The 21,917-nt window shown below is 64.9% G+C and carries 14 protein-coding genes, 1 pseudogene and 1 riboswitch; of the genes and pseudogenes, 9 read left to right on the top strand and 6 right to left on the bottom strand.

Features of this window, described 5'->3' with window-relative positions:
* Positions 1 to 108 precede the first annotated feature (108 nt).
* The 5 genes and pseudogenes from KIH76_RS01575 (at position 109) to KIH76_RS11725 (ending at position 6,015) form a co-directional block, all read left to right on the top strand.
* On the top strand, positions 109 to 1,233 hold the full coding sequence (locus KIH76_RS01575) for a hypothetical protein (RefSeq protein ID WP_219068939.1): 1,125 nt from the start codon (positions 109 to 111) through the stop codon (positions 1,231 to 1,233).
* A gap of 95 nt (positions 1,234 to 1,328) precedes the next feature.
* Positions 1,329 to 1,991 carry an ABC transporter ATP-binding protein gene (locus KIH76_RS01570; RefSeq protein ID WP_338023527.1) on the top strand — a complete coding sequence of 221 codons (663 nt, stop codon included), beginning with the start codon at positions 1,329 to 1,331 and terminating at the stop codon, positions 1,989 to 1,991.
* Positions 1,988 to 3,106, top strand: a complete 1,119-nt coding sequence (locus KIH76_RS01565) for a hypothetical protein (protein ID WP_219068937.1) — start codon at positions 1,988 to 1,990, stop codon at positions 3,104 to 3,106. The genes KIH76_RS01570 and KIH76_RS01565 overlap by 4 nt, the downstream gene beginning before the upstream one ends.
* 290 nt (positions 3,107 to 3,396) lie before the next feature.
* A pseudogene (locus KIH76_RS11730) lies at positions 3,397 to 4,929 on the top strand (ABC transporter ATP-binding protein); the annotation flags it as partial.
* Complete coding sequence (locus KIH76_RS11725) at positions 4,918 to 6,015, top strand: energy-coupling factor transporter transmembrane component T family protein (RefSeq protein WP_420829244.1); 1,098 nt, start codon at positions 4,918 to 4,920, stop codon at positions 6,013 to 6,015. The pseudogene KIH76_RS11730 and the gene KIH76_RS11725, both read left to right, overlap by 12 nt.
* 100 nt (positions 6,016 to 6,115) lie before the next feature.
* Here the strand turns inward: KIH76_RS11725 and KIH76_RS01555 are convergent, their stop codons facing one another.
* Positions 6,116 to 6,790 carry an ABC transporter ATP-binding protein gene (locus KIH76_RS01555; protein ID WP_219068935.1) on the bottom strand — a complete coding sequence of 225 codons (675 nt, stop codon included), beginning with the start codon at positions 6,788 to 6,790 and terminating at the stop codon, positions 6,116 to 6,118.
* A gap of 71 nt (positions 6,791 to 6,861) precedes the next feature.
* Positions 6,862 to 8,664: an FtsX-like permease family protein gene (locus KIH76_RS01550; protein WP_219068933.1), complete on the bottom strand. Its 1,803-nt coding sequence runs from the start codon at positions 8,662 to 8,664 to the stop codon at positions 6,862 to 6,864.
* Between the two features lie 368 nt (positions 8,665 to 9,032).
* On the opposite strand from KIH76_RS01550, the gene KIH76_RS01545 reads away from it, so the two are divergent.
* The 3 genes from KIH76_RS01545 (at position 9,033) to KIH76_RS01535 (ending at position 14,385) form a co-directional block, all read left to right on the top strand.
* Positions 9,033 to 11,129: a hypothetical protein gene (locus KIH76_RS01545; protein ID WP_219068931.1), complete on the top strand. Its 2,097-nt coding sequence runs from the start codon at positions 9,033 to 9,035 to the stop codon at positions 11,127 to 11,129.
* 70 nt (positions 11,130 to 11,199) lie between these two features.
* Positions 11,200 to 12,570 carry a replication-associated recombination protein A gene (locus KIH76_RS01540; protein WP_219068928.1) on the top strand — a complete coding sequence of 457 codons (1,371 nt, stop codon included), beginning with the start codon at positions 11,200 to 11,202 and terminating at the stop codon, positions 12,568 to 12,570.
* Between the two features lie 237 nt (positions 12,571 to 12,807).
* Positions 12,808 to 14,385, top strand: a complete 1,578-nt coding sequence (locus tag KIH76_RS01535; RefSeq protein WP_219068926.1) for an MFS transporter — start codon at positions 12,808 to 12,810, stop codon at positions 14,383 to 14,385.
* Positions 14,386 to 14,539: 154 nt separating this feature from the next.
* On the opposite strand, the gene KIH76_RS01530 is transcribed toward KIH76_RS01535, so the two are convergent.
* Entirely contained in the window at positions 14,540 to 15,403 is an 864-nt protein-coding gene (locus KIH76_RS01530; RefSeq protein ID WP_219068924.1) for a D-hexose-6-phosphate mutarotase, read from the bottom strand.
* 222 nt (positions 15,404 to 15,625) lie between these two features.
* Complete coding sequence (locus tag KIH76_RS01525) at positions 15,626 to 16,393, bottom strand: nitroreductase family protein (RefSeq protein WP_219069179.1); 768 nt, start codon at positions 16,391 to 16,393, stop codon at positions 15,626 to 15,628.
* Between the two features lie 244 nt (positions 16,394 to 16,637).
* Between KIH76_RS01525 and KIH76_RS01520 the strand changes: the two genes are divergently transcribed.
* The gene (locus KIH76_RS01520) at positions 16,638 to 17,858 is read left to right on the top strand and encodes a glucuronyl esterase domain-containing protein (RefSeq protein WP_219068921.1); all 1,221 of its coding nucleotides are present in this window, start codon (positions 16,638 to 16,640) and stop codon (positions 17,856 to 17,858) included.
* A 126-nt stretch (positions 17,859 to 17,984) separates the two neighbouring features.
* Here KIH76_RS01520 and KIH76_RS01515 read toward each other — a convergent pair whose 3' ends face one another.
* Both KIH76_RS01515 and KIH76_RS01510 read right to left on the bottom strand, forming a co-directional pair.
* Positions 17,985 to 20,516, bottom strand: a complete 2,532-nt coding sequence (locus KIH76_RS01515) for an energy-coupling factor transporter ATPase (RefSeq protein WP_219068919.1) — start codon at positions 20,514 to 20,516, stop codon at positions 17,985 to 17,987.
* Between the two features lie 371 nt (positions 20,517 to 20,887).
* Positions 20,888 to 21,505, bottom strand: coding sequence for an ECF transporter S component (locus tag KIH76_RS01510; RefSeq protein WP_219068888.1), 618 nt, complete (start codon positions 21,503 to 21,505; stop codon positions 20,888 to 20,890).
* A 5-nt stretch (positions 21,506 to 21,510) separates the two neighbouring features.
* Positions 21,511 to 21,664, bottom strand: a riboswitch (FMN riboswitch).
* Positions 21,665 to 21,917: the final 253 nt, after the last annotated feature.

The following is a 21,917-nucleotide window of genomic DNA, read 5'->3' as shown; positions in this document are numbered from 1 at the left end:
CATTGCGGGATATGGTTCTTACGGAAAACGGCGGCTGCCTTCGGGCGTCGCGGGCGAGTCGTGCAATCGTTGTCATAGGGGTGTTCCGGTCTGACGGAAGGGAAGAAGATGTCTCATGATGACAAGGACGGCAAGGGTGCCGCGACGAACCGGGACATTCGGCGGCGCGGCGGATGTCTGTCTGTGACGTGGGTGTTGCTGGCGGTGGTTGTGTCGGTGTCGTTGGCGGTGGGGGCGTGTGCGTTGTGGTTGCCTGATCGTGCTCCGGGGTTGTTGGGTGCCGCTGGGGAGGTGACGAGCGTGCCGGTGGGCGTGCAGGAGTATGCGGGTTCGCAGCAGGTGACGTTGGTTCCGACGGTGTCGTCGGCGCGTGATCTGGTCGGCAACGTGTCGGGCACGGTGACCGCGGACTGGTCCGCGGGCGGTTTGGAGTCGGGTAAGGCCGCGTATAGGGTGAACGATCGTGTGGTGGTCGCGTTGGGCACGGCCACTCCCTTGTATCGTGATCTGGTCGTCGGGGACAGGGGCGATGACGTGCTCGCGTTGAATAACGAGCTGAACCGGTTGGGGTATGGTGGCGTGCCTGGTTCGGATGAGTATCTGTGGGACACGTCCGAGGGCGTGCGCCGGTTGATGAACGATCGGGGCGACACGTCGGACGGGGGTCTGCGGATCGCGGACGTGTTGTGGATTCCGGCCGTGTCGGTGCGGGTCGGCTCGTGGGACGCGGTCGTGGGCGTCGGCGTGACGGCGGGCATGGCGGTCGGCCAGGTGCCCGGCATGTTGACCAAATTGACGGTCAAGAACGGGCGGGCGGCGGATATGGATCGTACGGTCAGCGTGCTCGGCCAGACCGGTACGCTGCCGGCCGGGTCCGTCGAGATCACGGATGCGGCGTTCCTGGACAGGGTCGCGGCGAGCGATGACTACCGGCTGATGGACGAGGCGACGCTGGCGGCCGGGTTGGGCGCGTCGCTCGCGTTGGCCGAGCCGGTGACGGTGCTGCGCGTGCCGGCCGGCGCGGTGTTCGGCGTGGACGGTACACAGGGTTGCGTCGCGGTGCCGAGGGACGATTCCCCGGATGATGCGGGCGCGTTTGACGTGGTGAGGGTGTCGATCGTGGGTTCCGAACTGGGCGCGAGCCTGGTGCGGACCGGGGATGGCGGGCCTGACGTGTCGTCGATCGCCCGCGTGGCGATCGGCAGCCGCATCGCGAACGAAAGCTGCCGGTGATGCGCGGCGTGGCGGCCGGTGGCGCGGGAGGCGCCGCGGACGACGTCGTGGTCCCGCGGATCGTGCCGGGGACTGCGCGGGGTGAGGGTAGACGCGTGACGGCGCATGGGCTGGCGCATCGGTTCCCGGGCACGGACGTGTTGTTCGAACGGTTGGATTTCACGGTGGAACCGGGGCAGACGGTCGCGGTGTGCGGGCCTTCGGGCTGTGGCAAATCGACGTTGCTGTCGATCCTGGCGGGCTGGGAGAAGCCGTATCGGGGCACGGTGGAGCGCGTGGGCGTGGAGCGTGTCGGCTGGGTGTTCCAGAACCCGTACGGGGTCGCGCGGCGTACCGCGTTGGATCATGTCGTGTTCCCCTTGTTGGCCAAGGGGATGCGTCGGCGTGACGCGGAGCCTGAGGCGTTGGCCGCGATGGGATTGTTCGATCTGGAGTACGCGGCCGGCCGCAGGTTCTCGGATCTGTCGGGCGGGGAGGCGCAGCGGCTGATGCTGGCGCGTGCGGTGTGCTCAAGGCCGGATCTGTTGCTGGTGGACGAGCCGACCGCGCAGTTGGACACGCGCACCGCGCGTTCGGTCAGCCATGTGCTGGGCAATCTGGCCGGGCAGGGCATGATCGTGCTGGTCGCCACGCATGATCCGGACACGCGTGACGCGTGCGGCCGCGTGATCGACCTGGCCGACTACGCGCCGCGTCCCGGCGAGGATACGGACATGCCGGCCGGTGGTGATGCGGGTGAGCGGGGTGGTGTGTCATGAGGCTTGGTTCGATCGTCTCGGAATGCGTGCGCGACATCGCGTCGGGCACCACGCATGCGGTCGCGATGATGCTTGCCGTGCTCTGTTCCGGACTGCTGCTGGGCGGCTACGAGGCGGTGGGCGTCGTCGGCCTGGAGACGCAGGCGGTCACGCGCATCAACGCGCTGGCCGACACGCGCATGATCATCGCGTCCGGCGATCTGATCGACGGGACCGTGTGCGACCGGTTGCCGGACGCGGCGAACGGCCCGGACGCGTCCGGCGTGTTGCGTGCCGGCGACCAGATCACGCCCTTGTCCACGCCGGGCAAGGACATCGCGTCGTACGAGGTCACGCCCGGACTGCTGCGCATTCTCGCCGCCGGCGACCGTCAGGCGAACGCGTCATCCACGCCGGTATCGGACAGGGTCGACGCGTCCGGCATCTGGGTGTCCGCCGATCTCGCCGACGATTTCGGCCTGACGGTCGGTTCCCGGCTCGCCACCGACCACGGCGGTGCCACGGTGGCGGGCGTGTTCGCATGGCCCAACGACGGGCGCGATACGCGTCTCGCATACGCGCTCGTCGTGCCGGTATCCGCGTCAGCCGCGCCGTTCGGCGAATGCTGGGCCAGGCAATGGCCCGCCAGTGGTCAGACCGACAACCTGCTGTATTCGACCGTGATCGTCTCCGGCGAGTCGACGGGTGGCCAGGCCGGCGTCATGGCGGTCAACAAGGGATTCGACTCGCACTACGACGCGCACGACTCGTACACGAGCCGCATGACCCGGTGGATGCCCTGCGCGGGACTCGCGGCCGGACTGCTGATCGGCGTCGTGGGCGTGCGAAGACGCCGGCTCGAATACGCGGGCGCGCTGCACTGCGGCCAATCCAAAGGCGCGCAGCTGCTCGGCATCGGCTTGGAGACGCTCACGTGGAGCGGGCTCGGGACCATATCGGCGTGCAGCCTCATCGCCGCCTACTGCTGGCGCATGGCGGCCGGCGACCCCGTTGCAATCCTTTTGTCTGCGATACGCGCGCCGCTCGCGCTGTTCGCCGCCAGCATGCTCGCGGCCGTCCTCGCCGGACTATTCGTCCGCGAATCCCAACTCTTCCGCTACTTCAAGACACGGTGACCTTGACTCCGGGGTGGGTTATGCTCGTGGGGTTGACACGGGAGCTGCGAACCGTTGCGAATACTGTCCGTAACGGCATGGCTGAGATGGGATTCGTCCCGACCGATTGAACGTGACCGGGTAATGCCGGCGCACGGACGTCGCCTTCCCGTGCCTGATATTCGTTGGCGTTCGGCCATCCGGCCGACGTCCCAGAGGAAAGGCACGATCCAATGGTCGAGCATTCGATGACCGGTTCTTCCCCTGACGATCCCGCGGCCGACGGTGCGTCTGACATCACGGCCGATACCATGCCTGCCATCGCATCGACTCCGCAAACCGGTATCGCGCCGGCCGCGGTCAGCGCTCACGACTGGGGATGGCGGCACACCACGCGGCGCGACTTCGCATTGCGGCACGTCGACTTCGACATCCGGCCCGGCGAACGCGTGCTGCTGCTCGGCGCGTCCGGCGCAGGCAAATCGACGTTGATGGCTGCGCTCGCCGGCGTGCTCGGCGGTGCCGACGACGGCGAAGAGGAAGGCACGCTCACTGTCGACGGGCTTGACGCGCGGGCCGCACGAGGCCGCGCCGGACTGGTATTGCAGGATCCCGATTCGCAGATCATCCTCGAACGGGTCGGCGACGACGCCGCATTCGGCTGCGAAAGCCTCGGCGTGCCGCGCGACGAGATCTGGAAGCGCGTGCACGAATCATTGGATATCGTCGGACTCGGTGATCTTGCGCTCGACCGATCCACGCAGCACATGTCGGGCGGCCAACGCCAGCGACTCGCGCTCGCCGGCGTGCTCGCCATGCATCCGGGACTGCTGCTGCTCGACGAACCGACCGCGAACCTCGACCCGGCCGGCGTGCGCGAGGTACACGACGCGGTTCGGCATGTGCTCGAAACCACGCATGAGACGATGATCGTCGTCGAACATCACATCGACGTATGGCTCGACCTGATCGACCGGGTGATCGTGCTCGGCAAACCCGATCCGGACGATCTGACCGGCGGCGTGATCGCCGACGGCACGCCCGACGAGGTCTTCTCCACGGTCGGCGACGTGCTCGCGGCCGGCGGCGCATGGGTGCCCGGCCGTCGCATCCCCACTGAGTATCGCGATCCGGACGGGGCAATGCGGCCGCTGAACCCGGCATCCCATATCGACCCCGAACATGCCGGCGAGCCGGTGCTGCGCGCCGACGACCTGTCGTTCGGCCGTGGCAAGGCGCTCGGTGAACACGTGAACCTCGAGTTCTACGGCGGTGAGGTGTATGCGCTCATGGGGCCGAACGGCGCGGGCAAATCCACGCTCGCGCTCACCTTGGCAGGACTGCTGCCGCCGATCGCCGGGCATGTGCGTGTGAGCGCCGACATGGTGCCGACCGGGCGCGGCGACGACCCGCACGAATGGAAGAGCCGCGAACTGCTGGGGCGCGTCGGCATGGTGTTCCAGGAACCGGAGCACCAGTTCGCCACGGCGAGCGTGCGCGCCGAAGTGGCGCTCGGCCCCACATCGATGGGCAAAACGGACGAGGACGCGAACCGCATCGCCGACGACATGCTCACCCGGCTCGGCCTGACCCGCTTCGCGCCGGCCAACCCGTACACGCTCTCGGGCGGCGAAAAACGACGGCTTTCGGTCGCGTCCATGCTAGCCGCCGCGCCGCGCGTGCTCATCATGGACGAACCCACGTTCGGCCAGGACTTCGCCACATGGACCGAAATGATGCGGCTCATCGCCATCGCGCGAGACGAAGGCTCCTCCGTCATTATGGTCACGCACGACGAACCGCTCGTCGAGGCGCTCGGCGCCCGCCGCATCATGTTCACACAGGACGGTCTGCGCGCTGGCGTCTCGAGCGAGCATGGCTCCCGTCCTGTCATTTCGAGCGAACATGGCCCTCACCCTGTCATTTCGAGCGAGCATGGTCCTCACCCTGTCATTTCGAGCGAGCGGAGCGAGTCGAGAAATCTTCTTTCGCGTGATGGCGTCCGGAAAGATTTCTCCGCTCCGCTTCGCTCCGGTCGAAATGACATGAGTGAGGCCGGCTCCGGCCGGAATGACGTGGATGGGGCGGACTCCCATGACGGAGACATCGTCGCGACCGTGCACGTCACGCCGACGACCGAACGCGTGGAGGCGGCCAAACCGGCGTCGCCGTCATGGTTCGTCTCCAGACTCAACCCGGTCACCCGCTTCGCGATGGGTCTGATCATGTGCATCCCCATGTTCTTCAGCCTCGACGTGGTAAGCGCGTCCATCGCGCTCGGCCTCGAATTCATCCTGCTGTGGATCGGCGGCGTGAACCCGCTCGCCGTCTGCCGCAAGACCTGGCCGATCTGGGTGGGCGCTGCCGGCGCGTTCATCTCCATCGTGCTGTACGGCCAGGCGTCCGGCGCGAGCTACCTCCAGCTCGGCGTCATCCACGTCACGCAAGGCTCCCTGTACCTCGGCTGCGCGATGTTCCTGCGCGTGCTCGCCATCGCCATGCCATCGGTCATCCTCATTCTCGGCCTCGACCCGACCGATCTGGCCGACGGACTCGTCCAGCTCGTGCATCTGCCGTCCCGATTCGTGTACGGCGGTCTGGCCGGCATGCGCATGTTCACCCTCCTGCAGGATGACTGGCGTGCGCTCGGTCTGTCGCGCCGTTCGCGCGGCCTCGGCGACGAAGGCGCGGTCAAACGCGCGATGGCGCAGGCGTTCGGCCTCCTGGTGCTCTCGATTCGCCGTGCCACCAAGCTCGCCACCGCGATGGAGGCCCGCGGTTTCGGCTCCGACCGGCCTCGCTCGCAGGCTCGTGTTTCCCGTTTGCATGGCATTGATGCGGTCGGCTATGTGATCGCCGTGGTCGTGCCGGTGTTCGCGCTGGCGGTCGCCATCAAGACCGGCTTCTGGAACCAGCCGCTGCTCTCATAATCGGTTCGCATCGTCAGCCTGCCGTCGCCGTCATGATGAGAAACTCCCCGCGAGAGCGTATACTCGCGGGGAGTTTCTCGTCATGCATCACGAAACCCGGTCAGCGATGACGGCGCAGCGGGGCCAGCTCGAAGACCTCGTCGGAGGCGGCGGCCACTTCAGGGCTGTGCGTCACGATGATCACGCAGCGGTCCTCGTCGTGGGCCAGCGACCGGAAGATCGACATGATGTCGTCCTGCGTGGCCATGTCGAGGTTGCCGGTCGGCTCGTCCGCCACCACGACCTTCGGATCGTAGCTTAGCGCCCGTGCGATTGCCACGCGCTGCTGTTCGCCGCCCGACAGGTGCAGGATACGCTCGTTCGCGTATTCGGCCGGCAGGTGCACCTGTTCGAGCAGCTGCACCGCGATGTCCTTCTTCGGCTTGTCGAACGTCTTGCCCGAAGCGTCCATCGACAGGATGATGTTCTCCGCCACCGTCAGCTGCGGCAGCAGGTTGAAGCTCTGGAAGATCACGCCGATGTCGTGGCTGCGGTAGTCGTAGCGGTCCTGCTTGGCGAGGTCCTTGCCGTTGTAGACGACCTTGCCGCCGGTGGGGGAGGTCAGGCCCGAGATGAGCGAGAGCATCGTGGTCTTGCCCGCGCCGGACGGGCCGGTGATCGAATACACCTCGCCGGTGCGGAAGGTGTGGCTGATGTTGTTCAGCACCTTCTTGCCGCCTTTGGTGTACGAGTAGCTGACGTTGTCGAGTTCGAGAATAGGGGTTGGTTCGGTCATGATGAAAGTCCTTGTGCGATGAAGTGTGATGGATGGCTCCCCTCGGCGGGAGGGGAGCCATGGGCCGGTGATTACGAGCGGTCCGCGAGGATTTGCAGCGGCTCGTAGCGCATGACGAACACGACGGCGACGAGCGCCGCGACCAGGGTCAGTCCGAGGCCGATGAGCAGGAGCTGGCCGACGATCTTGAGGTTCACGGTCGCGTTCACGCTGGAGACGTAGTTCACGGCCTGGCCCATCATGCCGCGCGGGCCGTTGCCGCTCGGCTGGCTCGGCGCGTTGTTCGAGTTCGACTCGGTGGACGACGAGCTGTCAGACGACGAGCTGTTGCTGGACGAATCGGAGTCGGACGAATCAGAAGAGCTGGATGACGAGCCGCCCGGCGCACCCGGCCCCTGCATGTCGCGGCCGAATTGCGCGTTCTGGCTGGACGCCTGAGACTCCTGCTGTTCGACTTGCGCGGCCAGCAGCTGGTTCGACACCGGCACCGAGGCGATCGCACCGCCCGCCGCGCCAAGCGCCAGGCCGATCATCGTGACCACGAGCAGCTCGAACGTGAACTGCGCGGCCACCTTGACCTTCTTCACGCCGATCGCCGTCAACACGCCGACCTCGTACTTGCGTTCGCGCACGTTGAACAGGGTGAGCACCACGAGCACCACCGCGCCCACGCCGAGCACGATCCACAGCAACGTCAGCGCGAACTGCGCGAGGTTATCGAGCGGCACGAGGCTGGACTCGTACTGTTCCACGTCGGCGGAGGAGACGGTGTAGTCGTCGCTCAGGCCGGCCTTCTCAGCGTCGGAGACGAACTGCTCGTAGTCGTCCTTGCTGGAGAACACGTACGTGTAGTTGAGCTGCGCGGCCGCGGTCTCGGTCGTGTTGCCGTTCGAATCGGTGGAGGAGGTCGTCGAGTCGGAGTCGAGGCCGAGCGACTTCAGCGTGGAGACGGACGTGTAGATCGCGTTCGCCGGGTCGGATGCGGTCGAGCCCATCGGCCCGCCCATCTGGTTGGACGACTCGGTGCTGTTCTCGTAGATGCCGACGATGGTGAACGTGTAGGTGGTGTCCTCGTCGCTCGTGTTCTCGAGCGTGAACGTGTCGCCGACCTTGAGGTTGTTGAAGTCGGCGAGTTCCTTGGAGATGATCACGTCGCCGTCCGAATCGGAGTCGTAGCCGAACACCTCGCCGTCGCTCATGGTGAACGTGCCGTTCTCGGCGTTGGCCACGGCCTCGTCGGAGGAGAAGCCGACGAGCGAGAAGTCGCCGGAGGTCATGGTCATGCCGCCCATGCCGCCGCCCATATCACCGCCGGGCTGGCCCTGCTGGCCGTCGCCGGACTGCTTATTGTCGTCGTTGGAGTCGCTGTTGGAATCGGACGAATCGGATGATGATGAGGACGAGGAGGACGAGCTGGACGACGACGTGGAGTCCTCGACCGGCTGCACGTCGTCGGTTTCGGCCAATCCCGCGGTCTCGGTGTAGTACGTCGACTTCACCGCGCTGGATGCTTTCGCGTACTTTTCGTAGTCGGACAGCGAAAGCTGCTTGTCGCTCATGGCTTCGCGCATCGCGTCGAAGTCCGGCTTGGAGCCGGACGAGGACGATGAGTCGGAGTCGGAACTGTCGGACGAGTCGGAGTCGGACGGGCTGGACGACTCGCGCATCTCGCTGATCGCCTTGCTGCGGTCGAAGCTGATCTGCGCGGTGATGGTGGTGTTCTCGAGGCCGGTCTCGCGCGCGGTCACCGCGGCTTGACGGATGGCCAGACCGATGGTGGCCGCCGCCGCGATGATCGCGACGATGATGGCGATCAGGATATTGCGCCCCTTGTTGCGTATGACGTTTCGCCATGCGTTTTTCACTACGAACATGATGATCCTTTGCGCGGGTGCCGTGCGGGCGTCCGTCTGGACGGGCGCGTCCGGCGCGGTTCCGTTTGGTTGATGGTCTTGTGCTTTCCTTGCGGATCGAACTTGGGCGATCCGATACCGTTATGAAACCGCGTCATCGTGGCAGCGGGCTGGATCGTGACTGGATCGAACCTGCCCGGTCGGTACGATGTTCGTGAACGTTTCCTGAGCGTTGTCTGAGACGGCCTGTGGCATACGCGGGCCGATGCGTGGCGCGGAATGCGGCCCGTGCGCCGATCCGCGAGCGAACGGGCCGACTTGTTGCACGCCCCCTATTATGATGAACCACGAGTGTAGTCGGTCACGGCAGCGAGTAAGGACGAACAACAGTGGCAAACGATGTGGTGAATCCGGCGGGGGACGACGAGAACGCCGGCGTGAAGACGGATGGGAACGGTGTGGTGAACCCGGCCGTTGATGGTACGAGCGGCCTGGACAAGGCGGATCTGTCGTTCGACGTGTCGAAGGAACCCGAAGAGCCTGAAACGGTGGTGGATTTCAGCTTTCCGTCGATTGAGACAGGATCGGTGGCGGTGCCCAGCGTGCTGTCCGACGATGCGCCGACATCGTTACTACCGAACGACGACGTGCCGACCGACATTCCGACGATTTCGATTCCCCCGATCGGCGGCCAGTGGACGGTGGACGATGACGTGAAGCCCGTACTGGAGCCGATCGGCGTGGACGGTGCCGACGGATCCGATGATGCGGCGAATAGTGCGCGGAATGCGTCGGATGCCGCGGATGCCGCGGATGCCGCAAACGCGGCGGACGACGGCGAGACCCGCGTGATGCCGGCTGCGACGACCGACAATGTGATGAAGCCCGGCAGAACGGCCGGTGCCGGTCAGGAGACGGCCCTCGATGAGGCGCCGACGATGGTGATCGGCGATCCGTCGACCATCGCGGCCGGTGCCGTCGACGACGGTCAGACCAAAGTGATGCCGCCGACCCCGCCGGTGCCGAATCCGCCCATGACCCAGGCATTGCCGCTGAATCCGGCGCTGCCGGGCGATGACGCCGTACCGGGCGCGCCGGCCGACATCATCGGCAGCAGCAACGTGGTCGACGCCGGCGCCGAGGACTTTTCCGGCATCTCGCAGACAGGGCCGATCATGCCTCCGCAGGGCGCCGCGACGGGCGCAGGCGCTTCCTCCGGCGCCGCGGAACATGCGGGGAACGTCGGGGGAACGGCCGCCGCAGCCGCGTCCGGCCGATTCAATCCGAAGATGATCGCAATCTGCGGTGTCGCGCTCGTCGCGGTCATCGCGCTGGCCATCGGCGGCGCGCATGTATGGAACGGTCGCCAATCCGACCAGACGCAGGCGTCCAAGCTGGCCGCATGCCAGAGCGCGTACCAGAAGTACCAGGACGCGGCCGACGCGTTACAGTCTGCACTCAACGACACCGTCGTCACGCAGAAGGTCACTGCCAGCCAAGTCGTTGACAAGACGACCGTCGAGACGCTGAAGACCGTCGTCAGCAACGCGAAGAACCTCTCGGCTGTCAGCGAATGCGGCACCGATGCCAGCGTGGACGATCTGACCAAGCAGACCGCCGCCGTCAACGATGCGACCGACAAGGTGAAAGAGCTGGCGACGTCGTTGACCAAGGCCGCCGACGCGGTGACGGAGAGCCAGACGAAGAAGACCGATGAGGAACGCGACGCAGCCAAGAAGAAGTTGGACGCCGCCGTGACCGACGCGCAGACGCTGCTTGACAACACGCTCGGTGCCGTGGCGGATGAAACAACGCGTGAAACGCTGCAGACGGCGATCACATCGGCGAGCGACCTGCTCAAGAAGGACAAGCCGACCGTCAAGGAGCTGGAAGCGGCGCTCAAGGCGCTGCAGACGGCCAGCGACGACGTGAACGCCTCCGCGCAGACACAGGCGGACCAGCAGGCGGCCGCGCAGGCGCAGCAGCAAGCCCAGCAGCAGGCGCAACAGCAGCAACAGTCCCAGCAGTCCCAGACGCAGCAGAACGCCAACACCGGCAACGCCGGCGGCACCACGAACTCCGGCAGCGCCGGCAATTCGAACAATTCAAGCAACGGCGGCAGCGCGAACAACAACGCCAACAGTAACGCCAACAACAACGCCAACACCGGTAGCGGCGACTCCGGATCCGAGAGCAATGGCGGCGCCACCAACTCGGGCAATGCCGGCAACACGGGCAGCAACGGCAACACCGGTTCCGGCACGACCACGACTCCCGGCACCGATTCGGGAGCCACCGGAAGTGCCGGCGAAAACGGCGGCACCGGCGCGGAAGGTGGTACCGAGAACGGCGCCGGCGGCTCCGGTTCGGGCACCGGAACCACCGAAGGAACGGCGAACGGCACGGCTGGTCAGGAATCCGGCACGGCATCCGGTGACACGAACGCCGGCACCGCAACGCAGTCGGACGCCACCGCAGGCGAGTGATCGACCACGGGTACACCGCCAAACACTCCGACTCGAACGAATGTTCGAGTCTTGGGGTATGGTGGACTGCATGAGCGACAACGATCTGTTTGAGGCGAGTGCCGGCGGCGACGAGGCGATGACGCGCCCGCTGGCGGTGCGCATGCGGCCGAACACCATCGACGAGGTGGTGGGGCAATCGCAGGTGCTCGGCGAGGGCAGTCCGTTGCGTCGTCTAGCCAATCCCGCTTCGCGCGGGTCTCTGACCGCTCCCAGTTCGATCATCCTGTTCGGGCCTCCCGGCGTGGGCAAGACCACGTTGGCGTATATCGTGGCCAAGCAATCCGGCCGTGCGTTCGAGGAGTTATCGGCCGTCACCTCCGGCGTCAAGGACGTGCGAGATGTGCTTGCCCGTGCCCGGCACCGTCTGGTCGCCGAAGGCAAGGAGACGGTGCTGTTCATCGACGAGGTGCACCGCTTTTCCAAATCCCAGCAGGATGCGTTGCTGCCCAGCGTTGAGAACCGTGACGTGACGTTCATCGCCGCCACCACCGAGAATCCGAGCTTCTCGGTCATCAAGCCGCTACTCAGCCGGTCGGTCGTCGTCAAGCTCGAATCGCTCGAGCCGGATGATCTGAAACTGCTCATCACCCGTGCCGTCGAAGACGAGCGCGGGCTCAAGGGCGAGGTGAAGATCACCGACGAGGCGGTCGACGAGATCGTGCGCCTTGCCGGCGGGGACGCGCGCAAGACGCTGACGATCCTCGAGGCCGCGGCGGGCGCTGCCACCGGAGACCAGGAACGCAAGAAGGGCGCGCGCCGTCCGATCATCACGCCCGACATCGTCAGCAAGGTGATGGACGTGGCGACCGTGCGTTACGACAAGGACGGCGACGACCATTACGACGTGATCTCCGCGTTCATCAAATCGATGCGCGGCTCCGACCCGGATGCGGCCATCCACTATCTTGCGCGCATGTTGCGGGCGGGGGAGGACCCGCGCTTCATTGCCCGGCGCATCATGATCGCGGCCGCCGAGGAGGTCGGCATGGCCGCGCCGCAGATCCTGCAAGTCACGGTCGCCGCCGCGCAGGCCGTCGCGATGATCGGCATGCCCGAAGCGCGCATCATCCTCGCCGAGGCGACCATCGCCGTGGCCACCGCGCCGAAATCCAACGCCAGCTACAACGCGATCAACGCCGCGCTCGCTGATGTGGATGCCGGGCTGATCGGCCAGGTGCCGCTGTATTTGAGAAACGCGCCCACCAAGCTCATGAAGGAGTGGGGCAACCACGAAGGCTACAAGTACGCGCACGATTGGCCCGGCGCGGTCGCCCCGCAGGAATACCTGCCCGAGGAGCTGCGCGGGCGGGAATACTATCATCCCAACGACCGTGGCTATGAGCATGAGGTGAAGCTGAGACTGGAGAAGATCCGCAAAATCCTTCACGAAGGGGAGTAACGCTCCCCGAAACGAGATGCACGGCCGTATCGTCCGGTCGGCGTGATTGTCCAGCATGATCGACTAAGGTGTGCGGTGGTTAGGGTCGGAAACGGATGACCGAACACCGGTTGCGATCCGTCGAGACAAGACGCCCGAACGGTTGGCAAACCACATTCCGCAGATATCATGACCGCATGTGGTCGCCGCCATGCGACTGCCGTCATGAGCGTTGAGAGACAAGAAACGTGAGTACGCATGGAATCGCCTACGACGCATCAGACAGGCAATACCGAAACGGAACGCACCGACATCACACATACCACGAATACCGGCGCCGCGCGTGCACACGCGTCCAATGCGCTCAAGAGCGGCTCCGCGGCCGTCACGCAACCCGGCGAACGCATCCCGCTGAGCCTGATCGGCTCGATCGTCGCGGTCGGTTCGCTCGCCTTCGTCGGTATCCTCACCGAAACCGTCATGACCGTGCTGTTCCCGCAGCTCATGGTCGAATTCCACGTCGACACCGCCACCGTGCAATGGATCACCACGATCTACCTGCTTGTTGTGGCCGCCACCATGCCGTTGTCGTCGTACCTTAACCGCCGGTTCAAGCTGCGTACGCTGTTCATCGCGGCCGTCGTGTTGGCCGTCACCGGCTCGCTCATCATGATCGTCGGGCACGCGTTCCCGCTCATCCTGCTCGCACGCGTCATCCAGGGAGTCGGTTCGGGCGTGGCCACGCCGCTCATGATGAACATCATCCTCCAGCAGGCGCCGCGTTCCAAGGTCGGCCAGCTCATGGGCGTGGGCTCCTTGGTCATTACCGTCGCGCCGGCCATCGGCCCGACCGTCGGCGGTGCGATCTCCAGCGTGCTGCCGTGGCGCGCGATCTTCGTCATCGTCATTCCGATCGTGCTGCTGCTGTCCCTGCCGGTCGGTCTCAAGTGCATCCGTCAGACCCGCCCGACCGAGGCCGCCCAGCTCAACCCGCTGCAGTTCGCCGCGATCGTGCTTGCCTTGTGCGGGCTGATCTTCTCGCTCAACCAGGCCGGCGTGGCGGTCGGCGAGGCCGTGTCCGGCGGATCCGGCGCGGTTCGCTCCGCGATCCTGGCCGCGGTCAGTCTGGTCGTTGGCGTCGGCTCGCTGTTGTTCTTCGGCTGGTCGTCGAAACGTTCGTTCTCGCCGCTGATCAGACTCGGTTGGCTGCGCGATCCGGTCGTGCTGCTGCACCTGTTGCCGTATCTGCTCATGCCGATCAACGGCATCGGTTTCGGATACGTGATCACGAACGTGGCGCAGATGTCGCTCGGCACGTCTGCGTTCGTGGCCGGCGCGCTCGTGCTGCCGGGCGCGCTGATCGGCGCGTTCTTCGCTCCCGTGGGCGGTATGCTCTACGATCGGTTCGGCGCGCCTCGACCGGTGCTCGCCGCGATCGGCACGGCCACGCTTGGGCCGGTGCTGCTGCTTGTCTTCTCCATGCATCTGACGCCCGGGTTGCTGGCCGGATTCTACTTCATTTTCGGCCTGTGCTACGCGCTCGGCTATTCGAACATCATGACCAGCGCACTGAGCGGCATCGATCATGAGTTCACGCCGGACGGCAACGCCGTGTTCCAGACCTCGCTGCAGTTCGGCGGCGCGGTCGGCACCGCATTGTTCTCCACGATCCTCGGCGTGGCACAGGCCGGCGCCGGCGAGGAAGGATCGGCCGCGTTCCGCCACGCGACTGCGGTCGGCGGCGCATGCGTGTTCGCCACGATGATCGTGATCTGCGTGATCTCGATCATCTCGCTGGTCGCCGCATTCCGCATCCGCGCCGCGCGCCAGCGCTGAGACCTGCGATACCGATCGTAGATCTGGCATATCTGACCATATGACGAAGGCCGGCCGAACCACGGGAAACCATGGTCCGGCCGGCCTTCGTCATCTCCGGCAGTGTGCCGATTGTCGGTCGTCGCCACGCTGCTAGAGATCGATACGGTCTTCGCTACTTGATCACAACCGTCTGGCTGAGCGTATGGGATTCGCCCGGCTCAAGCGTGATCGCATGGTCACGGTTCGCCGCGGCCTCCACACACACGAAGTCACGCCATTCGCCCTGCGCCAGATCGGAGATCGCATTGCCGGCCTCCTCGCCCGGGTTCCACACCACGGTCGCCTCGGAACCGGTCTTCGAAACCATGATCGTACGGTGCAGCGCCTCGTCGTGGATGAGCAGCGTGTTCTGCGAATCGTAGATGCGATCGACCATGCTGCCGTCGAACGTGAGCGGGCTCGTCGTCTGTTCGCGTTCCTTGAAACCGTCGGCCGCGTCGTAATAATGTGTGTCGACCAGTCCGGAGATCTGCGTGCAGCACACGTCGCCGACATGAAAGTACGAGTGCAGCGCCGCCTCGTACGTGAACGCCGTATCGCCCGTGTTCTCCACGGTCAGCGCCATCGTCAGCTCCTTGCCGACCGACACGTCGTATTCGGCGTGGAACTGCGGGTTCTCGCCGTCCGTGATTTGCGCGAGCTCGTCGGCGGGAATGTCGGCGGAATCCAGCGTGTACAGCACGTGGCGATCCGTCATCGTGTCGGTGTCGGCATGCCAGAAGCTCACGCGGGCGAAGCCGTGCTTCGGCGCACGGTCGGTCATGTGCCCATGTTCGTAGCCCTTGCCGAACCACGGGAAGATCACCGGAACGCCGCCGCGGATCGCGGTGCCCTCGTTCAGGTAGATCGCCTTCGGCTGCCAGACGACCGCGGATTCGCCGGCGGGAGTCCAGCTGACCACGTGCGCGCCGTAATCGCTGACGGTTGCAGAACTATCTTCATTGACTATGCTGCGAATAACAAATGTGTTGTCCATTCGCCCAAGTATAGGCGGGCGGCCGTGCTGTTCGCAGGCAACGCGCCGGTGAACGGACAACAAAAACCGCAGGTGATCCGGCGGGGAGTCACCTGCGGTCATAGATGGGCGGATCGCGACCGATGCGGCTGTATCGGCCGTCGATATCGGTTGGTTGGCAATAGTCGACGGCCGGTCGCGATCCTGGATGCTGATTCCGGTGGCCGGCGTCGTGCCGCGATGTCAGCGATCGAGACGGAAGCCCTGCGCGGCGACCGGTTTGGCCATCGCATGACCGGCCATGTCAGCCGTCGCGTTCTTCGCGATCTGATCGCTGAACGCGTCCACCGGACGGTCGGCGTGACGCAGGTCGTAATACTCGTGCACTGCCTTGTCGAATTCGGCGAGCGGCTCGAGCGTCGCCGCCTCGTCGGACGGGTACGTATTCTCGAAGAACTGCATCGAACGCGGCATGCGCGGCTTCAACGCCGGCTCCTGATCCGGCTTGCCGATAGCCAGTCCCAGCACCGGATACGTGTATTCGGGCAGGTTCAGCGAGTCGATCAGGCCGTTCACGTCGTTGAGCAGCGAGCCGAGGATTACGCAGCCCAGACCGAGCGAGAACGCGGCCGTCTCCATCGCGTGCAGCGCGAGCACGGCGTCGTTCTGCGCCTGCGCGAACCGGTAGCTGGTCTTGAGCGTGAACTCGTCGGAGTCCGTGTCGATGCCCTTCGCCTTGGCGATGGCGGCGTTGCGGTGCTCGTCCAACACGAACACGTACAGCAGGGGAGCGGTCGCGATGTACGCCTGATGGCCGTATTCGGCCATCTTCTGCTTGAGTGCCGGATCGGTGATGCGGATTGCGGACCAGTCGTTGAGGAACTGGCTGGACGCGGCGTGCTGTGCGACGGTTTCGAGCGTGGCGATGGTCTGCTCGTCGAGCGGTTCCGGCTTGAACGCGCGGATCGAGCGACGGTTGAGGAGGGTATCGATGGTGTCGTTGTGAATCAGATTATCGGTCATGACATTGTTGCGCGGGCGGCGGGCGACACGCCATAAGTATGCTGTGAGGTGACTTCTGGTCGAACGTTTTCGCATCGTTGCGAGACGGATTAGACTGGTGGATGCGATGAGCTTGGCGGAATGCTGCGTCTCGGCTTTTCGGAGATTGCGGAACTGGGCGGGGCAGGCGACTGCCGCAGAAGTTCGATCGCATACCGGTGTTGCGGATGATCGCATGAATGGGGGATGCAAGATGGCAGAGACGACTGATGGTGATGGAAAGAAGATCGACGACGCTACGGCCATGCGTGGCGATTGGCTGCTGCCTGACCCATTCAAGGGGCCGGACGGGGAGCGGATTCGCACGCGGGAGCAGTGGCCGGCGCAGCGCGAGTACTTGGTTGGCCTGGCGTTGCGTGGATTGTATGGCACGATGCCGCCCGCGCCGGCGGCCGGTCAGGTCGCGGCCGAGTTCTTGGATCGTTCGCCGGTGCTGGACGGTAAGGCCGTATTTGAGTTGGTGCGGTTGACGATTGCCGATACGCCGGGTGGGGTGCCGATCGCGTTCAACGTGCACGTGTGCCGGCCTGCGGATGACGGGAAGCCAGTTGGTGCGCTGGTGCTGCCGAATTACGCTGCTCCCGATCATTGCTGCGGGTTGTGCGTTGAGGAAAGTATGCTGCGCGAAGCGGCGCGTCGCGGGTATGCGGTCGCCGGATTCGAGATCGACGAGGCCGCGCCCGACGACGCGGAACGATTCTTCGCAAGTCCGTGCATTCGCGCGTACCCGGGGTATACGTGGCATGCGTTCGCCGTATGGGCGTGGCTGCAAAGCCGCGTGATCGACTGGTTGCTGACCCGCGATTGCATCGATGCGAATCGGATCGTCGCCACCGGGCACTCACGGTTCGGCAAGACCGCGCTGTGCTGCGGCCTGACTGACACGCGCGTGGCCGTGACCGCACCGGCCGGCTCCGGCTGCGGCGGCATGGGATCGATGCGGCTGCAAGGCAACCGGTTCGGCGAAGGATATGGCCATTTCGAACGCATCGGACGTATGGCGAACTGGTTCCCGCACTGGGTTGTGCCCGAAGCGGCCGCATACGGCACGCCGGACGGCGAGCGGCCATACCGGGAGTGCGAGATGCCGTTCGACGCGAACACGCTCGCCGCATGCACCGCGCCGCGCGGCCTGATCGTGGTCGAAGGATTGGACGACGGCGCGGCCAACCAGTTTGGCACGCAGGTCTCGTGGCTGGCGGCCAGCGAAGTGTACCGGTTCCTAGGCGTGCCCGAACGCTGCGGCATCCACTACCGCGAAGGCGGCCACGCCTACACGCCCGAAGACTGGTCCGTCGTGCTCGACTTCTGCGACACGGTGCTCGGCGGCAAACAGATCCACGTCACCTACAAAACCCGCTCCGACGGCGACGCCCCCGTCGGCTACGCCTGGACCGCTCCAGTCGCGCAGTGACTGAGGCGGAGCCTCGGCTCCCTCGGCTGAGGGAGCTGTCAGCTCGTAGGGCTGACTGAGGGAGCGTCGCGGCACGTCAGTGCCGCCAACACAAGCAGCATCGCGCGACGCGCGATTCCACCCCAATCAGTACAACAACCCCGGAATCGCAACCAGAGCGACAATGTAGATCACGGTGATCGCGGCGAACGCGAGGTCGGCCGTGCGAACGCGCAGTTCGTGCCAATGGGTGCGGCGGATGCCCTCCTCGTAGCAGCGCGCGTCGAGCGCGAGGCTGAGATTGTCGGCGTGACGGATCGCGCCGGCGAACATCGGCACGCACAGCGCGGTCATCGCCTTGAGACGGGCGGTGGGCGAGCCGGTTTCGATACTGCCGCCGCGGGCGGCCTGCGCGTCGGCGATCGCCTTCGCCTCAGAGCCGAGCGTTGGCAGGAACCGCAACGCCAGACTCATCACCAGCGCGATCTCCTGCGTATGCAGGCCGATGCGCGACAGCGGCGAGAGCAGCGAGCCGAATCCGTCGGTCAGTTCGGTCGGTGTGGTCGTCTCCAGCATGACCGCGCCGAGGATGATCACCAGCGCGAATCGCAGCGCGTACAGGATGGCGATGGTCACGCCGTCGTCGGTGATCGGAATCGGGCCGAACTGGGCGAGCGTGATGCCGGTGCGTACGAAGAAGATATTGAGCGCGCCCATGACGACGAACATCGCCAGGAACATGTGCACGGAGGCAAGCAATCGCAGCGGATTGATACGTGACGCCGCGACGATGCCCGTGACCAGCACCGCGCCGAGCGCAAGCTGCGCCGGCGTGTTGATGGCGAACGCGGTGAACATCATCGCGAGGAACGCCACCATCTTCACACGCGGGTCAAGCTTGGCGATGAACGATGCTGTATGTACGGGATGTGCGGATGTTGAAGTGATATCGCGTTGCGCGGAATCGGTAGGGGCAGCGGGGAGTGAAAGATTTCTCCGCTCGCTGCGCTCGGTCGAAATGACAGAAGAATATTGCTTGGACGGGTCGAGTGACGGCGCGGTTGAACTGTGACCGCTCTCATGTGCGCTCAGTGTGATGATGCGATCGGCGACGGCGTGGGCTTCATCGAGCGAATGGGTGATGATGAGCACGGTCACGCCCTGCGACTTGAGCGTGCGGATCAACTCGTGAATACGTGCGTTTGCATCGGCATCAAGACTCGCGGTCGGCTCGTCCATCACCAGCACGCGCGGCCGGCAGGCGATCACGCCGGCGATCGCCGCAAGCCGCTGCTGGCCGCCCGACAGGCTGAACGGCGAGCGATCGGCCAGATGCTCGATATGCAGCATCCGCATCGCTTCATCCACGCAGGCTGCGACCTCGAACTCGCCCAATCGCTGATTACGCGGCCCGTATGCCACATCCTCGGCAACCGTGTCTGCAAACAATTGCCGTTCAGGATGCTGCATCACGAATCCGACCTCACGGCGCAACGTCTCGCGCTGCTTGCGGCCGAGCGTGCGAGGCGGGCGCTTGCCGCGATCTTCAGCCACGGGGATGCCTGCGACGGCGATCGACCCGGACTGCGGCTTCTCGAGCGCGCAGATCAGGCGTGCGAGCGTGGACTTGCCGGCGCCGTTTTCGCCCATGATCGCCACGACCTCGCCGGCTTTCACCGTCAGCGACAGATCGTCGAGCGCAGGGGAGTCGGCTCCGGCATACCGGTAGGTCACATGACTGACAACTATGGTGTTGTCAGCCGTCGTGTCGTTTCCCGGCATGATGACGTTGTCATTTCGAGCGGAGCGTAGCGAAGTCGAGAAATCTTCCGGCGTGGTTGCTTGTGGAAGATTTCTCCGCTCGCTTCGCTCGGTCGAAATGACAGGGGGGCGGTGCTCGGACGGGATGACAGGGTTGGGTCGCTCAGCCGACATGACAGGGTCGGGTTGCGCGATCGAAACGACAGGGGAGACCGGCGATGGCTCATCGGCAACAATCCGACCCTGCTCCAGCCGCACTACGCGGGTCGCGCGCGTCATCTCGTCATCGTGATGCGTCACATGCACGATCGTCGTGCCTTGCGCATGCAGCTCGTCCAGAATCCGCATCACTTCGGCTCTTGCGGCCGGGTCGAGCATCGCGGTCGGCTCATCCAGCACCAGCATGGACGGGTGCATCGCCAACATGCCGGCGATCGCCACGCGCTGCTGCTGTCCGCCGCTCATCCTCGTCGGATCGTCAAACCGATGCGCGGCCATATCGACCGCATCCAGTGATTCGTCGATCCGCGAACCGATTGTCGAACGGTCCAATCCCAGATTCTCCGGACCGAACGCCACGTCGTCCTCGCTCACCGTGGTGACGAGCTGGTCCTCCGGATTCTGGAACACCGCGCCGATGCCGCGCCGGGCCGTCCGGTATTCCGCGGGATTCGCGCCGAACCCGTCGGCAGTGCCCAACGAGAACACGTGATGGCCGAGCAGCGTGATATCGCCGGCGTCGGGCGCGGCGAGTCCGGCGATCAGGCGAGCCAACGTGGATTTGCCGGAGCCGTTCGCGCCGGTCAGGCACACGTATTCACCGGGCGCGATGACGAGGTCCACGCCGTCCAACGCCCAGCTTGCGCCGCCGTCATAGCTGAAACGGATACCGGTGAGTGTTGCTGCGGGTTCGATCATGACTCCTCGAAATGATGTCGGTCGGTGATGGGAAAGGGACTGGGAGATGGATTGTGAATGGGGCTGGGAGAAGCCCGTGACGGGCTGGAGCGTGGCAGGAAGCGGAAGGTGGGACAATCCGGACTCATAATTCCGCAGAATCTCAAAGGTGGGAAAATCTGGACTCAAGAAAGCGGGAAATCTCAAAGGTGGGTATTTACGTACCACTAACCCGGTCATACGGGTCGTAAATGGTACCGAAATACCCACCTTTGAGATTCAGTGAGATTTTGAGTCCAGATTTACCCACTTTCGGCCATCCATGAGCCGTTCAGACCATTGCAGAGACCAAAAGTGGGTGGAATCGGACCGTTTATCGGTTCTTTCGTGGACTACTTGTCGAGCAGCGTGGTGATCGGCTTGTAGATCAGGAACGTGACCACGCCGTGGATCACGAACTTGAGCAGGTTGAACGGCAGCAGGGCCGGCACGATGAGCGCCGCGACCTGTGCGACGGTCATGTGTGCGTAGATCGGGGTGACGATGAGGTTGCCGACGATCGCGACGGCCAGCGCGCACACCGCACCGACGATCAGGCCGATGATCGCGCCGTTACGCGTGCGGTTCTTGCGGTAGATGATCGCGGCCGGCACGGAGAGGAACAGCGCGACGAGCACGGCCATCAGTGTGCCCCACGGATCCATGAACAGGTGCGGCACGAAGCCGAGCACGCTCACGATCGCGGCGGCGGCCGGGCCGAACGCGAAGCCGGCGATCAGCGCCACGATGCCGGACGGGTCGTACTTGAGCCACTGGATGCCCGGAATGATCGGGAACTCCACGAAACTGGTGGCCATCGCCAGCGCGACGAACAGCGCGTACATGGCGATGCGACGGGTGGACCAGCGGCCGGAGTCGGCCACGCCGGTCGAGTGCGCGGTGTCCGGGCGCGACGAAGCACTGCCGGCGGCGGTAGAAGTGGCGTTGGTGGTATGCGAAGAGACACTCATATCGAGCTCCGTTTCTTCCATCCGGACTGTAACCGTTGGCCCCGGATTCTCACCGGATCAGCCGCTTGCGCGGGTCGCGGGCTTGCGCTTGAACGGCCGTTATGGTGTCGGCCGCGCGTTTACCGCCAGTAAGGATTTTCACCTTCCCTGAAACTTACGTGCCTATGTATACGCGGGAGTGTGGATTTTGCGCTGGCGGTGTTCGCTATGCGGGATATGGGTCGGTGGGTGATCGGGGAATCGGGGGGACGGCGTGTCGCCTAGATCACATTCTGAATACGTGTGCAGGTGAATTGTTGACATTTATATATCAGTTGTCTCGAACGGTTTTGACTTATCAAGATAAGTAGCCAATGGCAAGCGCTTGCCAAATGTTGCATCGGTGAAATGAATACGTTTGCGCAACAGGGGT

The sequence above is a fragment of the Bifidobacterium simiiventris genome (assembly GCF_019331715.1).
GTDB lineage: Bacteria > Actinomycetota > Actinomycetes > Actinomycetales > Bifidobacteriaceae > Bifidobacterium > Bifidobacterium simiiventris.
This window is presented reverse-complemented; position numbering and strand designations above follow the sequence as displayed.

Bases quoted from the DNA above. Each gene is read 5' to 3' on its own strand.
- KIH76_RS01510 (WP_219068888.1), bottom strand. From the start codon at position 21,505: ATGAGTGTCTCTTCGCATACCACCAACGCCACTTCTACCGCCGCCGGC.
- KIH76_RS01550 (WP_219068933.1), bottom strand. From the start codon at position 8,664: ATGTTCGTAGTGAAAAACGCATGGCGAAACGTCATACGCAACAAGGGG.
- KIH76_RS01520 (WP_219068921.1), top strand. From the start codon at position 16,638: ATGGCAGAGACGACTGATGGTGATGGAAAGAAGATCGACGACGCTACG.
- KIH76_RS01515 (WP_219068919.1), bottom strand. From the start codon at position 20,516: ATGATCGAACCCGCAGCAACACTCACCGGTATCCGTTTCAGCTATGAC.
- KIH76_RS01540 (WP_219068928.1), top strand. From the start codon at position 11,200: ATGAGCGACAACGATCTGTTTGAGGCGAGTGCCGGCGGCGACGAGGCG.
- KIH76_RS01535 (WP_219068926.1), top strand. From the start codon at position 12,808: ATGGAATCGCCTACGACGCATCAGACAGGCAATACCGAAACGGAACGC.
- KIH76_RS01530 (WP_219068924.1), bottom strand. From the start codon at position 15,403: ATGGACAACACATTTGTTATTCGCAGCATAGTCAATGAAGATAGTTCT.
- KIH76_RS01565 (WP_219068937.1), top strand. From the start codon at position 1,988: ATGAGGCTTGGTTCGATCGTCTCGGAATGCGTGCGCGACATCGCGTCG.
- KIH76_RS11725 (WP_420829244.1), top strand. From the start codon at position 4,918: ATGTTCACACAGGACGGTCTGCGCGCTGGCGTCTCGAGCGAGCATGGC.
- KIH76_RS01575 (WP_219068939.1), top strand. From the start codon at position 109: ATGTCTCATGATGACAAGGACGGCAAGGGTGCCGCGACGAACCGGGAC.
- KIH76_RS01555 (WP_219068935.1), bottom strand. From the start codon at position 6,790: ATGACCGAACCAACCCCTATTCTCGAACTCGACAACGTCAGCTACTCG.